The sequence below is a fragment of the Streptococcus milleri genome (assembly GCF_900636525.1).
Taxonomy (GTDB): Bacteria; Bacillota; Bacilli; order Lactobacillales; family Streptococcaceae; genus Streptococcus; species Streptococcus hominis.
The window spans coordinates 1,231,907-1,248,831 of sequence record NZ_LR134288.1; the positions used below are offsets into that span (position 1 = coordinate 1,231,907).

Annotated in this window: 15 protein-coding genes, 1 pseudogene and 1 CRISPR repeat array (1 of these 17 cut by a window edge); of the genes and pseudogenes, 2 read left to right on the top strand and 14 right to left on the bottom strand. The window is 36.3% G+C overall.

All coding sequences use genetic code 11. The features are described from left to right. Positions 1-37: a CRISPR direct-repeat array (repeat unit 36 nt; unit sequence GTTTTGGAACCATTCGAAACAGCACAGCTCTAAAAC) (it extends 2,442 nt beyond the left edge of the window). 91 nt (positions 38-128) lie between these two features. The 6 genes from csn2 to EL087_RS06015 form a co-directional block, all read right to left on the bottom strand. After that, complete coding sequence (gene csn2, locus EL087_RS05990; protein WP_126407455.1) at positions 129-791, bottom strand: type II-A CRISPR-associated protein Csn2; 663 nt, start codon at positions 789-791, stop codon at positions 129-131. Continuing rightward, positions 781-1,125 (bottom strand): CRISPR-associated endonuclease Cas2, encoded by a 345-nt coding sequence (cas2, locus tag EL087_RS05995; protein ID WP_049533111.1) that lies wholly within the window; start codon positions 1,123-1,125, stop codon positions 781-783. The genes csn2 and cas2 overlap by 11 nt, the downstream gene beginning before the upstream one ends. Further along, on the bottom strand, positions 1,122-1,988 hold the full coding sequence (cas1, locus tag EL087_RS06000; RefSeq protein ID WP_126407457.1) for a type II CRISPR-associated endonuclease Cas1: 867 nt from the start codon (positions 1,986-1,988) through the stop codon (positions 1,122-1,124). The genes cas2 and cas1 overlap by 4 nt, the downstream gene beginning before the upstream one ends. Then, positions 1,988-6,148 carry a type II CRISPR RNA-guided endonuclease Cas9 gene (cas9, locus tag EL087_RS06005; RefSeq protein ID WP_126408155.1) on the bottom strand — a complete coding sequence of 1,387 codons (4,161 nt, stop codon included), beginning with the start codon at positions 6,146-6,148 and terminating at the stop codon, positions 1,988-1,990. Before cas9 ends, cas1 begins: the two co-directional genes overlap by 1 nt. Before the next feature lie 712 nt (positions 6,149-6,860). Continuing rightward, a complete protein-coding gene (sufB, locus tag EL087_RS06010) occupies positions 6,861-8,246 on the bottom strand; it encodes a Fe-S cluster assembly protein SufB (RefSeq protein WP_126407459.1) in 1,386 nt (461 codons plus the stop codon). A 133-nt stretch (positions 8,247-8,379) separates the two neighbouring features. Further along, positions 8,380-8,823 (bottom strand): flavodoxin, encoded by a 444-nt coding sequence (locus EL087_RS06015; protein ID WP_126407461.1) that lies wholly within the window; start codon positions 8,821-8,823, stop codon positions 8,380-8,382. Between the two features lie 151 nt (positions 8,824-8,974). Between EL087_RS06015 and EL087_RS06020 the strand changes: the two genes are divergently transcribed. Together EL087_RS06020 and EL087_RS06025 are read left to right on the top strand one after the other, a co-directional pair. Continuing rightward, positions 8,975-9,913, top strand: a complete 939-nt coding sequence (locus EL087_RS06020; RefSeq protein ID WP_126407463.1) for a DHH family phosphoesterase — start codon at positions 8,975-8,977, stop codon at positions 9,911-9,913. 103 nt (positions 9,914-10,016) lie between these two features. Continuing rightward, complete coding sequence (locus EL087_RS06025) at positions 10,017-10,262, top strand: type B 50S ribosomal protein L31 (protein ID WP_003041527.1); 246 nt, start codon at positions 10,017-10,019, stop codon at positions 10,260-10,262. A gap of 129 nt (positions 10,263-10,391) precedes the next feature. On the opposite strand, the gene EL087_RS06030 is transcribed toward EL087_RS06025, so the two are convergent. The 8 genes and pseudogenes from EL087_RS06030 to EL087_RS06070 form a co-directional block, all read right to left on the bottom strand. After that, on the bottom strand, positions 10,392-10,682 hold the full coding sequence (locus EL087_RS06030; RefSeq protein WP_003030010.1) for an AraC family ligand binding domain-containing protein: 291 nt from the start codon (positions 10,680-10,682) through the stop codon (positions 10,392-10,394). 25 nt (positions 10,683-10,707) lie between these two features. Beyond that, positions 10,708-11,406 (bottom strand): LD-carboxypeptidase LdcB/DacB, encoded by a 699-nt coding sequence (ldcB, locus tag EL087_RS06035; protein WP_126407465.1) that lies wholly within the window; start codon positions 11,404-11,406, stop codon positions 10,708-10,710. Positions 11,407-11,511: 105 nt separating this feature from the next. Beyond that, positions 11,512-12,478, bottom strand: a pseudogene (locus EL087_RS09305) (zinc-binding dehydrogenase). Positions 12,479-12,489: 11 nt separating this feature from the next. Beyond that, complete coding sequence (locus EL087_RS06050; protein WP_126407471.1) at positions 12,490-13,209, bottom strand: ABC transporter ATP-binding protein; 720 nt, start codon at positions 13,207-13,209, stop codon at positions 12,490-12,492. After that, a complete protein-coding gene (locus EL087_RS06055) occupies positions 13,206-14,738 on the bottom strand; it encodes a glycine betaine ABC transporter substrate-binding protein (RefSeq protein WP_126407473.1) in 1,533 nt (510 codons plus the stop codon). Before EL087_RS06055 ends, EL087_RS06050 begins: the two co-directional genes overlap by 4 nt. Continuing rightward, positions 14,735-15,187 carry a MarR family transcriptional regulator gene (locus EL087_RS06060; protein WP_126407475.1) on the bottom strand — a complete coding sequence of 151 codons (453 nt, stop codon included), beginning with the start codon at positions 15,185-15,187 and terminating at the stop codon, positions 14,735-14,737. The genes EL087_RS06055 and EL087_RS06060 overlap by 4 nt, the downstream gene beginning before the upstream one ends. Positions 15,188-15,427: 240 nt before the next feature. Then, on the bottom strand, positions 15,428-16,009 hold the full coding sequence (locus EL087_RS06065; RefSeq protein ID WP_049533118.1) for a uracil-DNA glycosylase family protein: 582 nt from the start codon (positions 16,007-16,009) through the stop codon (positions 15,428-15,430). Between the two features lie 9 nt (positions 16,010-16,018). Next, a complete protein-coding gene (locus EL087_RS06070; RefSeq protein ID WP_126407477.1) occupies positions 16,019-16,876 on the bottom strand; it encodes an SDR family oxidoreductase in 858 nt (285 codons plus the stop codon). Between the last annotated feature and the right edge of the window lie 49 nt (positions 16,877-16,925).

Below are 16,925 nucleotides of genomic sequence, written 5' to 3' on the forward strand. Positions count from 1 at the left end.
CGTTTTGGAACCATTCGAAACAGCACAGCTCTAAAACCTCGTGGACCAATTTTTGTCTCGAAATTTCGTAATCGCGCCATTCGTCCCAGCTAGACTTCAGCTCAAATGATTCCTTATATTTACTAATATTATATCATATTCTCACAAGATAAGAAATAGTCCTCATCCACTACATATTGAGGGAAGTCGTATACTTTTCTTGGTTCAACAAACAGTACATTTATATTATGAAGTTGAATATATTCTACCAATTTAGCTAGTTCATGTTCAGACAGATAACATGATACATTCACAAAGACAAGCAGTTTCTTTTTAGAAAGATATTTAAACACCTGAACAATCTCTAAACTTTTCTCAAAAACAGTGTCACTTAGTGTTTCAATTTTTACACCTAAAGCATCAATCAATTCCAAAATTGTTATTTCATCATACTCTAAATCCAGCTCGTTTTCTAAACATTCAAAAGCAATTAGTTCTGTAATAGTTGCAACTAATTTTTCTAACATAGATTTCACTTCAGGCTTTTCATTCAACTGTTTTTCCAAATCCGCACGAATCAATTTTAACATTGCCGGCGAATTAATATTATAACCTAAAACATCTGTAATAAGCAATAACTCGGATTCTTTCAAGGATTTCATCTTGTTATCAAATAATTTTAGCTCATCTTCTTCCGAATAGTGATATAGGTGTTTGACAACATCGGAAAATATCAGCTGTTCCTCTAAAATAAGGAAAGTAGCCTGTTTAATTTCAATCGGTTCGTCCAGAATCGGAAAATTAATTTTCATCTGTAAAATCCTCTCCTAGAAATACCAACCTTGCATCTGAATTAGCAATACTGGTATCCCTTTCTCCATTCAAGTAGATCATGCGAGAAAATTGCTTTTCTGTTACCGTTAAAAGGGTGATACTTCCCTTCTTAGGATTATTAACTTTTAACCGCTCAAGCATGGCATTGTTGGCAGAGCTATTCAAAAGCAGCTTACTGTATACTGAAAACTGGTGCATAATGAAACCTTCTTTAATCAAGAATTTCCTAAATTTTCGATAAGCTTTACGCTCCTCTGCAGTTTCAACCGGCATATCAAACATTAAAATCATTCGCATATATCGATAACTCATATCCTAAATTCAGGAACTCCTTTCCCAGTTTGATTCAATGTCTTTATCACTTTTTTAGTGTAATCACTGACAATGTTAGATAAATACATTTCTTTCCCATTATAGAGAAAAGTATCAGAAAAAATAGTAAACAACTCTCTCTTAATTTTCACAAAGTCATTGTTCCTGTTTTCGTAAACAATCCTATCAATAATTGGGCGAAACGGCTCCATTACATCACTTGCCAGATTAAATTGATTAAACTGATTGGCATGTTTCAGCCCAAACTGAGTCATACATCCACAAACCACTACTTCCCGAGCAAACATACTTAGTATCAAGGTGTATCCGTAATCAAGAGCAGCATTAATATCATTATCTTGTTCCCTTGAAAAATCATTTCCAAATAATGTATTAAAGTAGATCCGAGCCGCGTGTCCTTCACGGTTACTAGGATCAAACAGCTCCAACCCATTATATAAATCAATAATAGACTGTGATTTCTCAAAGAAACCACAATCTCCAAGGTACATCGCTTGATTCAGAATCTTCTGTGCAATGATTGTCGTCCAGACTTCTGCCTTGACATCTTCTGACCAAGTGATTTGATTACTCAGCTGCAAACTGGAATCGTGACGTGCATAGTAGGGCATCAGCATGGCTGTTGGCAAACGCTTATCATCACAAAAAATAACTAAAATATTCTCATCAACCAGCCGCTTAATCAGCATGGTTGACAGCACAATATCAGTTGTCTCCAACAACAAGATATCCACCTCGGACAGATGAATCAATTCTGTCCGAGAGGCATCCTTGAAGATCAAGTGATTATTCTTGTAGGAAAGTTTTGAATGTGTATTTACAACAACTGTTCTCCACCCCATCAATCTTCTCCTAACTTGCTCAAGTCAATCCGTGTTTCATAAAGACCCGTGATGGATTGGTGGATGAGGGTAGAATCCTTTAATAGCGATGAGGGAGTGTAATCTCTATATCTAGGAATTTTTACACCAAGAAATTCAAAATCTGAGGCACTTCCTAATGAGGTTAACTCAAATAAGCCTGCATTCTTACTATTAACGGCTCCTAAAAAGCTAGTACAAATTTCTTCATTGCTTTTGCTGTCAAAATCCGCCACCGCTTCTTTTAAACGCTCTCCATTTTTAGTAGCCCCCACATATTTTTCATTAAATTCTAATACATAGTTGAGCAACTCTTTAAAATCATCTCTATGCTTCTTAACATATTCTATATGATCTTTGTTGATTGGATTGTTAATTCGTTTGGCATGATATAGCAGAGTTGTGAACTTTTGTGGAACAAACAATTCATTTCCTTTATGAATTTCTCCACGTTTATTATTTGTTGAAAGAATGCTAGCTAACATGCGACGGGATCCATCTTTCAATTCAAACAAGCTGTATTTAGGTAGCTCAATGATTTTTTTAATATCTTTGTATCCTTTTCCTAACAAGAAAGCTCTTTTATCTTTTTCAAAAGTAATTCGGTCTAAAATGGAAATTCCCTGAAATTCTAGTACCATCGTTTCTTTTTTCTTGACTCCTTTTTCAATAATCGCTTTAACCAATACAGCATAAGAATTTGAAATACCTGCATAACCACCATATTTCTTAGGGTCAAGATTTCTCTTTACCCCCACTAAATTTTCACTACTATCTGGTTTAGGTTTAGGAGAAGGATTAGCATTAAAAAGTCCCCTTGGCTTCCCTCTATCTAGACCATGAGTCTGTACCTCAGTCTTCTTCACAATATTAACCTGCGGATAGGAGAGAACCTTGCGAACAATTTTAAAGTCGGTTTGTTTATTCCAAGCTATTTCGCCATCCTCGCTTGTTTCAATATCAGGCCTCTCAACTACTGTACCGTCTGCAAATTTAACCTCTTTTTTAAAGAAGTTCATCAAATTTGAATAAAAGAAATATTTTGCTGTAGCTTTTCCAATTTCCTTATCAGATTTCGCAATAAATTTACGGACATCATATTTTTTGAATTCACCATATACAAATTCTGATGCAAGTTTGGGATATTTTTTCAACAAAGCTGTTCCAATAACTGCATTGAGATAAGCGTCATGTGCATGGTGATAATCATTAATTTCACGTACTTTGTAAAACTTAAAGTCCTTTCGAAATTGTGAAACTAGATTAGATTTCAAAGTAATGATTTTAACATCTCGAATCACTTTTTTATTCTCATCATGCTTTGCATTAAAACGAGCATCTAAAACCTGCGCAACATGCTTAGTAATTTGTCTTGTCTCAACTAACTGACGTTTAATAAAACCTGCTTTATCATTTTCGGTCAGACCGCCACGTTCTGCCTTGGTTAAATTATCAAACTTACGTTGAGAAATTAGACCAGCTTTACGCAATCGCATCCAATCCGCTTTCCTAGCACGAACTACTTCTATGCTGGGAACATTATCAGACTTGCCACGATTTTCGGAAGAACTCGTTAAAACTCGATTATCAAAAGAATCGTCTTTAATATAGGCTTGCGGAATAATGTGATCTATATCATATTGACTTAGATTGTTAATATCTAAAGTTTCTCCTGTATACATATCTTTGCCATTTTGGATATAGTACAAGAATAATCGATCATTTTGAAGTTGCTGATTTTCCACATTCTTAATATTTACAGGATTGTCCAAATTCTTCAATGAATCTTGTAATAATTTAAGACGTTGCTGTGAATTTCTACGTCCCTTATCTGTCGTCTGATTTTCCCGTGCCATCTCTATGATAATATTAGCAGGGTTATGCCCCATGACTTTGACTAATTCATCAACGATTTTGACACTTTGTAAAATCCCTTTCTTGATAGCAGGACTTCCAGGTAAGTCATGCACTACATTTGCAATATCATCAACATCACCAATGATTTGTGCCCTAGCAATTTCTTCTTTAAAAGAAAGAGCATCATCATTAATCAACTGCATAAAATTACGATTAGCATAACCATCATCGATTAGATAGTCTAATATTGTTTTCTTATTCTCTTTATTTCGGATACCATTGATCAACTTGTATGACAAGCGTCCCCAACCAGTGTAATGACGGCGTTCCAATTTTTTCAATTGAGCCTTAGTAAAGATATCACTATATTTTTGAAGGCGCTGGCGAATCATCTCTCTATCTTCAAATAGAGTTAGTGTTTGAATGATATCCTCAATTATCTGTTCATTTTCTTTGTTATCTAAGAATGATTTATCTAAAATCTTACGCAAATCATGGTAGGTTCCAAGACTGGAATTAAAGACTTTATTTTCCTTATCCAATCCAGTTAAGTTAACAATTCTAAATTCTTCAAACTCTTTATTCAAATAATTTAACAGTTTATCTTTCGTAACTTTCCGATTTTCTTTAAAGACATGGTCAAAAATCTCTTGCTTCATATTTGCATCAAAGAATTTAGCTTCACCCTGTTCATTAACATACTTAACTTTGGTCAACTCGTTGTAAACGGTAAAGGTTTCGTATAGAAGACTGTGTTTGGGTAAGACTTTTTCTTCAGGTAAATACAAATCATTTAAAGTCATGCGTGTGATGAATTTTTCTGCTGATTTTTCTTTATCAAGAATATCATCAAAATTCCATGGTGTTATTTTTTCATCAGCCTTGTATTCTGCCCAGGCAAAGCGACTACCTTTTCGTGCCAAAGGACCAACGTAGTAAGGTATTCTAAACGTTAAGATTTTTTCAATTTTATCTTGATTTTCTTTCAAGAATGGATAGTGTTCACCTTGGCGTCGTAAAATAGCATGCATTTCTTGTAAATGAATTTGATGCGGAATCGAACCATTATCAAATGTTCTTTGTTTTCTTAAAAAATCTTCACGTTCAATTTTATCTAGAAAATAATCACTTCCATCGATTTTAGAAAGGGTATTTTTTAAATATTTATAGAATTCATCTTGTTTGACGCCATTTTCAATATAACCTGCATAACCATTTTTAGTTTCATCTTTAAAAATGTCATCATATTGAGCAGGGGCATTCACTTTAATAAAATCTTTCAATTTTTTAAGATCTTTTTGATGTTCCTCATAGCGTTTAATCATTGAAGCAGACAACAGCGCTTTAGTTGAATTATCGTCAACAGCTAAAATGCCTGAAAGTAAGATTGTGTCATAAAGATTTTTAGCTGAAGTAAATAAATCTGCATAATCGTCTCCAATTTTCCCAAGCAACTCCTCTAAATCTTCTTCATAGGTATCTTTAGAAAACTGCAACTTAGCATCTTCAGATAATTGGAAATTCGTTTTGAAGTTTGGTTGTAGCCCTAAAGATAAAGCAATAAGATTCCCGAATAGAGTATTTTTCTTCTCAGTTGGATAGCATTTAACAAGATTTTCTAAACGACGAGATTTGCTAACTTTTTCTGTTAGGATACTCAATGCATCGACTGTTATTTCTGCTAAATGACTTTCTTCAATTGTCTTATCATATACTTCTACAAAATCATTAAATAATGTTTGAACATCTGTGTTTTCAGCTTTTAGCTGACCTTCAATGAGAAAATGTCCACGGAATTTAATCATATGCGCTAAAGCCAAATAAACTAAACGCAAATCAGCCTTTCCAGTTGAATCTGCTAATCTTTTCCTTAAATGGTAAATCGTTTCAAATTCTTTATAATACTCTTTTTCTTCTTTTAAAGTTCCAAAAATAGGATACTTACTTCCTCGCTTATCTTCCGTAACAAGAAAAGAATCATCCAAGCGTTGAAAGAAATTTTCATCTACCTTATTCATTTCCTCAATAAAAATTTCTTGCAAATAACGCAGACGATTTTTTCTGCGAGTATAACGGCGTCTAGCTGTCCGTTTCAAGCGTGTCGCTTTTGCCGTTTCTCCACTATCAAATAAAAGCGCACCTAGTAAATTTTTTTTGATATATTGTTTATTAGTATTTCCTAAGATTTTCATCTTTTTAGCAGGAATCTTGTAGTCATCTGTTACAATAGCCCACCCCACGCTATTTGTGCCGATATCCAAGCCGATAGAGTATTTTTGTGTCATCATTTTTCCTCCTGATGTAAAAATTAAAATTTTTATATAAAAACAACTATAGAGAACGGGAGCCTCTAAAAATTAAAATGTTAATTTACCACAGTTGCTGAAAAGGTTATTTATCAAAAAATAAAAATCTTTAGAAGCCACTTATAAAATTATGAAACGAAAACCTTAACTATATCAACAAGAACCTTCATAAGTTTTAACAATTCCGTTATAATAACAAGTTCGTCCTTTTTTAATCTAATTTTCTTCAAAATCAACTCCTTAAGATACAACTTTTGTCATTTATGATTTGATTATATCACATATTTTTAAATTTTCAACAAAAATAATGATGAATTTCTATAAAAATGTGATAGAATTAATAGAAAGTTGTATCTTAGTTTTAGAGCTGTGTTGTTTCGAATGCTTCCAAAACTACATCAAATCTCTTAGATTTCCACAGAACTATATATTTTAAACAGATCGTTCACACTAAGTTTTCTCATATAACAATATAATTTCCTCAGTATATTAATATTTTATCAGAAAAACGTTTACATTTAAAGAAAATTATTGTATAATAATTATGTTGGAATCATTCGAAACAACACAGCAAGTTAAAATAAGGCTTTGTCCGTACTCAACTTAAAAAGTGCGCACCGATTCGGTGCTTTTTTATTTCTTTTATTTCAATCAGGAACACAAAAAAACAGCCTCACGACTGTTTTTACTTTTATCCTACTGAGCCTTCCATACTCATGTTAATGAGTTGGTTGAGCTCAACTGCGTACTCCATTGGGAGTTCTTTGGTAATTGGCTCCATAAAGCCATTGATAATCATGGCGGTTGCTTCTTCTTCGCTAATGCCACGGCTCATGAGATAATAAAGCTGATCCTCCGAAACCTTAGAAACCTTAGCTTCGTGTTCCAGTGCAACATTCGAATTGTGAATTTCATTAAATGGAATCGTATCTGAGCTGGATTCACCATCCATAAGAATCGTATCACACTCAATGTGAGACTTTGAACCAGCACTGTTCTTGCCAAAACGGACTTGACCGCGGTAATCCGTCTTACCACCGTCTTTGGCAACAGACTTGGAAATCAATGTACTGGAAGTCTTTGGCGCATTGTGGAACACCTTACAACCCGCATCCAAATGCTGACCATAATTAGCAAAGGACATGGAAAGAACAGAAGTTCTTGCATTCCGGCCATTCAAAATGCTACAAGGGTATTTCATATTGACCTTGCTGCCCAGATTTCCGTCAATCCATTCCAAAGTACCGCCTTCTTCAACCGTTCCACGCTCTGTTACCAGATTATAAACATTGTCTGACCAGTTTTGAATGGTTGTATAGCGGAAAAAAGCATCTTTTTTGACAATAATTTCCACATTTGCAGCATGAAGACTATTGGTCGTATAAGTCGGCGCTGTACAGCCCTCAATGTATTGAATAGAGCCACCCTCTTCTACGATAATGAGCGAGCGTTCAAACTGACCGGCATTCTCTCCATTGATACGGAAATAGGTCTGAACTGGCACCTGACATTGAACATTTTTAGGAACATAGATAAATGTGCCACCTGACCAAACAGCACTGTTCAAAGCAGAAAACTTGTGCTCTGCATTAGAAATGACTGTTCCAAAGTACTTTTTGACCAAATCTGGATATTCTTGTACTGCCGTGTCGGTATCGGTAAAGATAATGCCTTGCTTGGCAAATTCTTCTTTCATGTTGTGATAGACTACTTCAGATTCATACTGAGCAACTGCTCCTGACAAAAATTGACTTTCCGCTTCAGGAATACCCAGACGCTCAAAGGTTTTCTTTATTTCATCTGGCACTTCATCCCAACTTCTAGCCCGATCCCCACTTAATTTTTGATAATAGACAATATCATCAAATCGTATGCCGGATAAATCTGGCCCAAAATCAGGCATGGGCAATTTATGGAACAATTCTAAAGAACGCAAGCGATAATCCAACATCCATTGCGGCTCATTTTTAATTTCAGAAATTTCACGAACAACCTCTTCTGTCAAGCCCTTACCAGTAGAAAATAACGGTTTTACATCATCGTGAAATCCAAAAGCATAATCTCGTTCTTTCGTCATCTCATTCCTCCCATTGATACAATTTCTCTTCTCTTATTATACTATTCTATATTAGAAATGTCAGAATATATGCCTAAAATCGAATAAATTAAGCTAAAAAAGGCTAGGAAAATTTCCCAGCCTTCTTACATGATTACCGTACTTTTTCGGCTAATGCTTCAGCGAATTTCTCCAGATTTTCAATATCTTCATCTTCTGCTGACAGATCGACTTTGACATTTTCAGCGCCTTTTTCAGCACCTGTCGCTACAAAAGCGCGGTCAAAATCATCTACTGCCTTACAAAATTCATCATAAAATGTATCGCCTGATCCAACAACACCGTAAATCTTTCCAGTCAAGTCAAGACTAGCTAAATCTTCATAAAAATCAACAATTTCATCAGGCAACTCGCCGTCACCGTATGTATAAGAAGCAACGATTGCGATATCTGCTTCTAGAAATTCCTCTGCATCAACCGTTGTGCATTCATCAATATCTACTTCTAAACCAAGTTCTTTTAATTTATCAGCTACAATATCTGCGATTTCTTCTGTATTTCCTGTCATACTCGCAAATACAATTTTTGCTAAAGCCATAATTTCCTCCAAAAAATTCTATCAGTTTATTATAACACATTGAACAAATTGTTGCACTTCAAATCTCTTAAAGTTCCCTACTTTTCCCTTTTACTTTTTAAAATAATCATCTTATGATACAATGAATAAAAGGTAGAGCGGAGGTTATCATATGGAAATTTTCAAGCAAATTTTACATAAAATTAAAGAATATGATACAATCATCATCCATCGTCACATGCGACCCGATCCTGATGCATTAGGAAGTCAAGTCGGTTTGAAAAAATTACTTCAAGTCAATTTCCCTGAGAAAAAGATTAAAGTAGCAGGAAAAACTGAACCTACTCTTTCTTGGCTGGCTAAAATGGATGATGTTTCAGATGATGATTACAAGAATGCTTTAGTTATTGTTTGTGATACAGCAAATACTGCTCGGATTGATGACGAACGGTACAGCAAAGGAGATTTTCTCATCAAAATCGATCATCATCCAAACGATGACATTTACGGGGATATTTCTTGGGTAGATACTAGCTCTAGTAGTGCTAGTGAGCTAATTGCTCTCTTTGCATTAGAAAATAAACTGAAACTAGATGATTATTCTGCTAAGTTACTTTATGCTGGAATCGTTGGTGATACTGGGCGTTTCCTATATCCTGCCACAACCGCCCGAACTATGGCTATCGCCAGCAAACTTCGCGAATATCCTTTTGACTTTGCTGCTTTAGCGCGGAAAATGGACTCTTTCAGCTATCAAATCGCTAAACTTCAAGGCTATGTTTATGACCATTTAGAAGTCGATGGAAATGGTGCAGCTCGTGTCATTTTAACTCAGGAACTTCTCAAAGCCAATCATTTAACAGATGCCGACACTTCTGCTATCGTTTCAGCTCCAGGGCGTATTGACAGCGTTGAATTATGGGGAATTTTTGTTGAGCAAGAAAATGGCAATTATCGCGTTCGGTTGCGGAGTAAATTTATCCCGATTAATGAAGTAGCTAAAAAACACGACGGAGGCGGTCATCCTCTTGCCAGTGGTGCCAATGCTTACTCCAAAGAAGAAATCGAAGAAGTTTATCAAGAATTGAAAGAATTGGCAAAAAGGAAATAATTTGGTAGAAAAGACTTGTCAAATCCGCTAGAATTTGGTAAACTATCAAAGTAACGAATCTATGGCTCGCAGAGAGACCATGGCAGAAAGGAAATTTTTAAAAATGAGAAAAGATATTCATCCTGAATACCGTCCTGTTGTCTTTATGGATACTTCAACTGGCTACAAATTCCTTAGTGGTTCTACTAAGTATTCTAGCGAAACTATTGAATGGGAAGATGGAAACACTTATCCTTTGATCCGTGTGGAAATTTCATCAGACTCACATCCATTCTACACTGGACGTCAAAAATTCACTCAAGCAGATGGACGTGTGGATCGTTTCAACAAAAAATACGGTCTCAAATAAAGATCATATTTACATTACAAAGAATGTTGATAATAAGCCTTTTCCAATTTTGGGAAAGGTTTTTTATATAATCAACAAAACTTGGAATCTACGACAGTATGACTTCCAAGTTTTTACCTTTTTTTACATTCAGTATTTTAATTGTTGAATAACCAATACATGGCTATCTTTTACACCATATAAACTATGAAGTTCATTTGGTTCCATGGTTAAAAAACTTCCGGGAACAAGTTGAACTGTTTGACCAGATGATGTAAAATCAACCTTTCCTTCTAGACAGACAACAGTCACCAAAGCATCAGCCTTATGTTCAGGAATTATTTTTCCTTCTCCTAAGTGAAGGTGACGGATGATGCGGCTAGTTTCTTCAACAGGTGTTTCCACGACATCAATAGTAGGGTTCATTGTGTAAATTTTCATGTGTATTGTCTCCTTGTGTTCAACTTTAATCCTTATAATCTCCCCCGGAAAAGCCGAAATACTCTTCTAAAGATAGTCCTGAATCCGCAATCTCTTTTGCTTCTTTCCCAACATAACGAAGATGCCATTGCTCTGGCATATATCCAGTTTTGTCTTCTTTACCATTTAGATAGCGCACGACAAATCCATATTCAGCTGCATGTTTCAAAAGCCATCGACTTGCCTTTTCTTCTGTTACTAGATTTCCATCTGTGCCAATCAAGTCAAATGCCAAGCCTGTTTGGTGTTCACTATAGCCAGGTCGGGCAGAATAACGATCTGCTGCTTCTTTCCCGTCTTGATTGATATAATTTTGATAAAGAGTAACCTGCGTTTGATAACTACGGAAACCGCTATATTGATGACTGATAGGATAGCCTTCACTTTGCATGGCCGCAATCAACTCCAGCAATTTTGCTTTAGCAGTAGGATTTTCACCGGGATTGTAATCTGAAGATAATGGATAATGTTTATTTGCGATGACAATTTCATCGTATTTTCCTTTTACACTATAGTAAGAACCATTATAATGAACTTTTGCTTTTTTCTTTGCTTGCTCAGAGGACGCAACTTTTGCAGACGTTGCTTTTCCTTCTTGTTTCGTTTCCACATTCGTTTTCTTTCCCCCACAAGCTGTCAAAAGAAATAAACTCGCTACTAATAAAATCCCAATCCTTTTTTTCATCTGTATCGCCTCATTTATAGAATTTTCTAATTTTCATTATAGGCGTAGATATACTGTATGTCAATTCAAAAAAGCATGCATTTGCACACTTTTCATTTTTTCTAGTTAATCATTTAAGACGACCACTTTCCCAAATCCCGCTTGACTTTCGATATAAGAATGGGCTGCTGGGATTTGCTCTAACGAAAAGATTCGTTGAGGAGATACATTTATCTGGTAAGTATCAATATAGCTAAAAAGTTCATCAATAAGCTGCTGGCTCACATTTCCTGAATAAAAGCTCGTCAAAAAACTATTATTTTTTATTTCTACGATTGGGTCAAACTCCTCTACATACCATTTGCCACCTAATTGACCAGTGTTACAGATAATTCCTGCACTTTGAATATGGTCAAATGAATTTTTTAGAGTAGCCAGACCGACTAATTCAAGGATTTTATCAAACTTTTCCTCAGTTTGCAAAACTCCTTTTTCATCTAAAATAATCTCATCAAAGCCTAGATATTGAAGCAAATCTTTTTTAGCGAGAGAACGAACTGCGCCAACTACACGATTCTGTGGGAATTGCGCCTTTACCAATTTTAAGAAAGCTAATCCAACACCACTTGTCACAGCTCGGACTAAGATTGAGTCTCCTTCTTTTATCTGCAGATTTTTGAAGGAGCCAGAAGCGGTATAATAGGTCTCTGGTACTGCTGCTAACTTCAGACCAAGACAATTGGCTATCTACGGGATAAATCTGCTCATTTGGAAGTAGAGCATATTCAGCATAAGAACCGTTATACGCACGTCACATTTCGCCCATAATAGAAACAATTTTTTGCCCTTCTTGCAAATCTCTCCTTGTCGTTTCAACTACTTGTCCTACACACTCAATCCCCAAAGTTCGAGGAAATTGAACATCTGGAGATAGACCTTTCCGAGTAAAAATTTCTGAATGATTGATCCCAAAACCTTTAATCTTGACTAGAGTCCAGCCTTCTTTTACATTCGGGATTTCTCGTTCTTCTAGAACAAATTTTTCTGGACCACCAGGCTCATAAATTACCATGGCTTTCATTTTTTGATTCATAGAACTTCTCTTTAGCTTGCTAATTCTAGTAGTTTTCGTACAAAGTCATTTGCAGGCTGCATTTTTATTTCCTGTGGCGTGCCATATTGCTGGATTTCTCCCTTATCTAAAACGAGGATTTTCGTGCCTAGTTTCAAGGCTTCTGTTATATCGTGTGTGATAAACACAACTGTAATGCCAGTTTCTTCATGCAGTAATTTTAATTCACGCTGTAACTGATAGCGCGTAATAGCATCCACTGCTCCAAAAGGCTCATCCATTAGCAAAATATCAGGCGTCGCAGCGAGTGCACGGGCAATCCCCACTCGTTGCGCCTGTCCGCCCGAAAGAGCTGCTGGATAGCGATTTTTTAGCTGAATATCTAAACCAAGCATAGCTAACTTTTCATCTACAACTTTCTCTATTTCCGCTTGATTTTTCTTTTGCAAATTCAAGACATAAGCGATATTCTCAGCAACTGTCAAATGCGGAAAAAGCCCATTTCCTTGAATCGAATAACCGATGTTTCGTCGCAATTCAATCAAATCCGTGTCCTGCACATCTTGACCATTGATAAGGATTTGTCCTTGATTCGGCTTGACCAAACCATTTATCATCTTTAACAATGTCGTTTTGCCTGAGCCAGAAGTCCCCACAACTGTCAGAAAAGTGCCATCTTCAATCTTTAGATTTAAATTTTTAATAATGTCTTGATTTCCATAAGATTTGCTAATTTCTTTGTATTCAATCATTTTTTCAAAATTCCTTTCTCTACAAGATAGTCATGAGCGACTTTAGCAGGCTCTTCTTTGTCATTTTCTACTTTATGATTTAGTTCTGCCATTTTACTATCCGTTAAAATACCATCTAATTTTGCCAATGCTTTTTTCAATTGTGGGTATTTTTTAAGAGTGGCTTCTCGAACAACTGTTCCTGCCCGATAAGAAGGATAGATTTTTTTATCATCTTTCAAGACCACTAGATTAGCACCATAAAGTTGTCCATCTGTGGTGAAAATATCAATTGTATCCACTCTGCCAGATTTAACTGCCTGATATTTCAATCCGCTATCCATATCCACTTGAGATTTGAACTTCATACCATAGGTAGATTGTAAACGTGCAAAACCGTCTTCACGACCAAAGAAATCATACTCCGCACCAAAAGTTAAATTAGGACTAGCTTTAGCAAGATCGCTAAAGGTTTTAATATTGTATTTTTCTGCTACATCCTTGCGAACGGCTAAGCCATATGTATTATTAAAGCCAAATGTATTTACCCAAGCAAGTTGATATTTCTTGCGGTATTGACTTTCAAGCGTCTTAAATTGACTTTCATCATAAGAACCTGACTTTTTGAGAATAACTTCCCAGATCGTACCGGTGTATTCGGCATAAATATCAAATTCACCTTTAACCATCGCTGGATGGATATTGGCAGTCCCACCACCGACACCTTTAGTCATTTTGACCTTCAGATTGGTGTATTCTTCAATGACTTGTTTTTGCATTTCTCCTAAGATATAGTTTTCTGTCTGTGGCTTGGTCGCAATCTTGACCGTTCCACCCATTGGATTCATTTGCAAAAATGCGATGATTCCTGCCATCAAAAGAACTATAGAGCTGAAAACAGCTAACCATTTTTTAGATACTTTTTTATGACGTAAGATTGATTTTTCAACCAAAGAAAGGAGAAAATCAAAGACCAATGCCAACAAAGCTACTAAAATACTTCCGACCAAGGTCAAGGTTTGATTATTAGTGGTAATCCCACGGTAGATTGCAACCCCCAGACCGCCAGCACCGACGAAAGAGGCAATCCCAGCTAGCGCAATGGTCATCGTCACCATATTGCGAAAACCAGACATCATGACCGGAAAGGCAAGTGGCAATTGCACTTTGGTTAAAATCTGCTTGCGAGTAGAACCCATTCCTTCTGCTGCTTCAACGAGAAGCGGATCAACACCTGTAATCCCTGTATAAGTGCTCCGTACCATGGGTAAAAGTGCATACAAGATTAGAGCTACAATTGCTGTTTTGTTCCCAATTCCTGTAATTGAAATCAAAATCCCTAAAAGGGCAATAGAGGGAATTGTATAAAGAATATTCACTATTCCGATAACGACACCAGCCCAGCTTTTTTTGAAACTGATGAAAATTCCAAGCCCAACTCCCAAAATTAAAGCAAGCAAGATAGACAAGCCCGATATCCAGATATGATCCCAGACAAGACTTAAAAGAAAATCCCATTGGTTGGTTACTAATTTAATGAACTCGTTCATGCTTCATCCTTTCTTGGCTTGGTTAAATTTGCCACGATACGCTCCAAATAAGTCTCAAATTCATCAATTTCTAGATCAGAAAATCCGCTGTAAAAGATTTCAATTATTTCATCAGAAATTGCATCATATTCTGCTTTTAATCCTTTTGCATAATCTGTCAGACAAATCATCTTTTTCCGCTTATCTTTTTCATGAGAACACCGTTCCACAAGTTTCATGCTAATCATTCGGTCAATCATTTTAGTAAGAGTGTTCAGTGTCAAGCCGGTCTGCTCTGACAGTTCCGTTTGACTTTGATAATCTTTTTGCCAAAGCGCGTGTAAAATACGTCCCTGTTCTCCATTAAAAGCTTGAATCCCGTGTTCTAACAAAATGTGATTCATCAGTCGATTGGACAAACGATGAATTTTCCCAATGTAAAACCCACCATTGATTACTTTTTTACTCATTTTTCTTCTTTCTAAAATATACTATATAGAAATTTGTGCTTATTCTACTATATAGAACATTTTTTGTCAAAGATTTTGTTTAAAAAAAGAAGCTGGGAAAAAGTGCCTAGCTTCTATTATTTATACGTTATGCATGCAAAGCGCAGCGGTTTGGAGAAATTCATTAGGCGCTTCCGTACTAATGAACCACTGTGGAGCAACAAAATCAAAAACTTTTAAATGATTAACTTTTGTTCCACACTATGAAATAATCTTTTGTACCCGTTCCCTTAAATCAGGAATTACGGTTTCTGCAAACCAAGGATTCTTAGCCATCCAAATTTGATTTCGTGGTGAGGGGTGGACAAGCGGGAAAAATTCTGGCAAGTAGTCTTGATAATGTTTTACCGTATCAGTTAGTTTTACAGTTCCTTTTTGATGAAGGTAGTATTTTTGAGCATACTGACCAATGAGAATCGTCAATTCAAGATCCGGCAACAACTCTAAAATCGGCTGATGCCATTTTTCAGCAAAGTCCTTGCGAGGCGGTAAATCGCCTGATTTTCCATGACCTGGGAAATAAAAGTCCATTGGAATCGCAGCAAAATAACCTGAATGATAAAAAGTATCATAATCGACACCCATCCATTCACGCAAGCGATCACCACTCTTATCATTCCAGTACAGGCGTGTTTCCTGCGCTTTGATGCCCGGCGCTTGACCGACAATGTTAATACGTGCCGTTTTAGGCGCTGCAAAAAGTGGCTCAATTCCTCGCTCGGTATATGCTTGATTTTGTGAATCAGCCATAATAGCTTTCTTAATATCTTCTAGCGTTTCCATTTCTTGCCTCTATTTTTGATAATTTTTCATCATGTAACTTTTCAAATCAGTTGCTTGCCGTCCTGTGATTGTCCGAAAATCATCTGTCACAATGTCCAGGCAGCCTTGACTTCCAGCTTGATAAAGGGAAGCCAGCACAACTCCAAATCCTTTGGGCTGATCATAAAAGGCAGCAAATTCCTCAACTGTCACCGGCTGATAGCTAATCTCGTGACCAGAAACCTCGGACAAAAGATTAGCCAGCTCCAACATTGTGTAATTGCGTTCTTGAGTCAAAACATACGTCTTTCCCTGTAGGACAGGCGACATAGCCAGTTTGACAATAGCTTCTGCACTATCTTCTCGCGAAATAAAGCTCATTTTGGCATTTTCCATTGGATAGATGACCGCCTTGCGCTCTATTAACTCAGGTAAATAAGGTACCAATGGATCAGCATACATAGCATTTTTGATAATGCTGTAAGAAAATCCAGCTGATGCTAGACGAGTATTGGCATAAGCAAAGAAAGCCGCCATGTGAAAAGGGCTATTAACTTGATCGGCGAAAAATCCAACAAAGATAAAGTGCTTAACTCCAGCTCTTTCTGCCGCAATAACTGAATTTTCAAACTCGGGTACACGCACAATACTTGGATGAGAAATACTTGGAATGTAAATCAAAACATCCGTTCCACGCCAAGCCTCGACCATAGAATCCACATCTAAATAATCAGCCATTCTGACATCAATCCCTGCTGTTGCATATTGACTTGCTTTTTTGGGACTTCGAACAGATAGCCGAATGTCATTAGTGTCTAACTGTTTCTGTGCTTCAGCAACGACCTTTTGCCCCAATTGACCTGTCGCACTTGTAATTGTATAAATCATAATGGTCCTCTTTCTTTGAAAGAAACTCAACTATTTCTAGCTGAGTTTA

Bases quoted from the DNA above. Each gene is read 5' to 3' on its own strand.
- csn2 (WP_126407455.1), bottom strand. From the start codon at position 791: ATGAAAATTAATTTTCCGATTCTGGACGAACCGATTGAAATTAAACAG.
- cas2 (WP_049533111.1), bottom strand. From the start codon at position 1,125: ATGAGTTATCGATATATGCGAATGATTTTAATGTTTGATATGCCGGTT.
- cas1 (WP_126407457.1), bottom strand. From the start codon at position 1,988: ATGGGGTGGAGAACAGTTGTTGTAAATACACATTCAAAACTTTCCTAC.
- cas9 (WP_126408155.1), bottom strand. From the start codon at position 6,148: ATGACACAAAAATACTCTATCGGCTTGGATATCGGCACAAATAGCGTG.
- sufB (WP_126407459.1), bottom strand. From the start codon at position 8,246: ATGACGAAAGAACGAGATTATGCTTTTGGATTTCACGATGATGTAAAA.
- EL087_RS06015 (WP_126407461.1), bottom strand. From the start codon at position 8,823: ATGGCTTTAGCAAAAATTGTATTTGCGAGTATGACAGGAAATACAGAA.
- EL087_RS06020 (WP_126407463.1), top strand. From the start codon at position 8,975: ATGGAAATTTTCAAGCAAATTTTACATAAAATTAAAGAATATGATACA.
- EL087_RS06025 (WP_003041527.1), top strand. From the start codon at position 10,017: ATGAGAAAAGATATTCATCCTGAATACCGTCCTGTTGTCTTTATGGAT.
- EL087_RS06030 (WP_003030010.1), bottom strand. From the start codon at position 10,682: ATGAAAATTTACACAATGAACCCTACTATTGATGTCGTGGAAACACCT.
- ldcB (WP_126407465.1), bottom strand. From the start codon at position 11,406: ATGAAAAAAAGGATTGGGATTTTATTAGTAGCGAGTTTATTTCTTTTG.
- EL087_RS06050 (WP_126407471.1), bottom strand. From the start codon at position 13,209: ATGATTGAATACAAAGAAATTAGCAAATCTTATGGAAATCAAGACATT.
- EL087_RS06055 (WP_126407473.1), bottom strand. From the start codon at position 14,738: ATGAACGAGTTCATTAAATTAGTAACCAACCAATGGGATTTTCTTTTA.
- EL087_RS06060 (WP_126407475.1), bottom strand. From the start codon at position 15,187: ATGAGTAAAAAAGTAATCAATGGTGGGTTTTACATTGGGAAAATTCAT.
- EL087_RS06065 (WP_049533118.1), bottom strand. From the start codon at position 16,009: ATGGAAACGCTAGAAGATATTAAGAAAGCTATTATGGCTGATTCACAA.
- EL087_RS06070 (WP_126407477.1), bottom strand. From the start codon at position 16,876: ATGATTTATACAATTACAAGTGCGACAGGTCAATTGGGGCAAAAGGTC.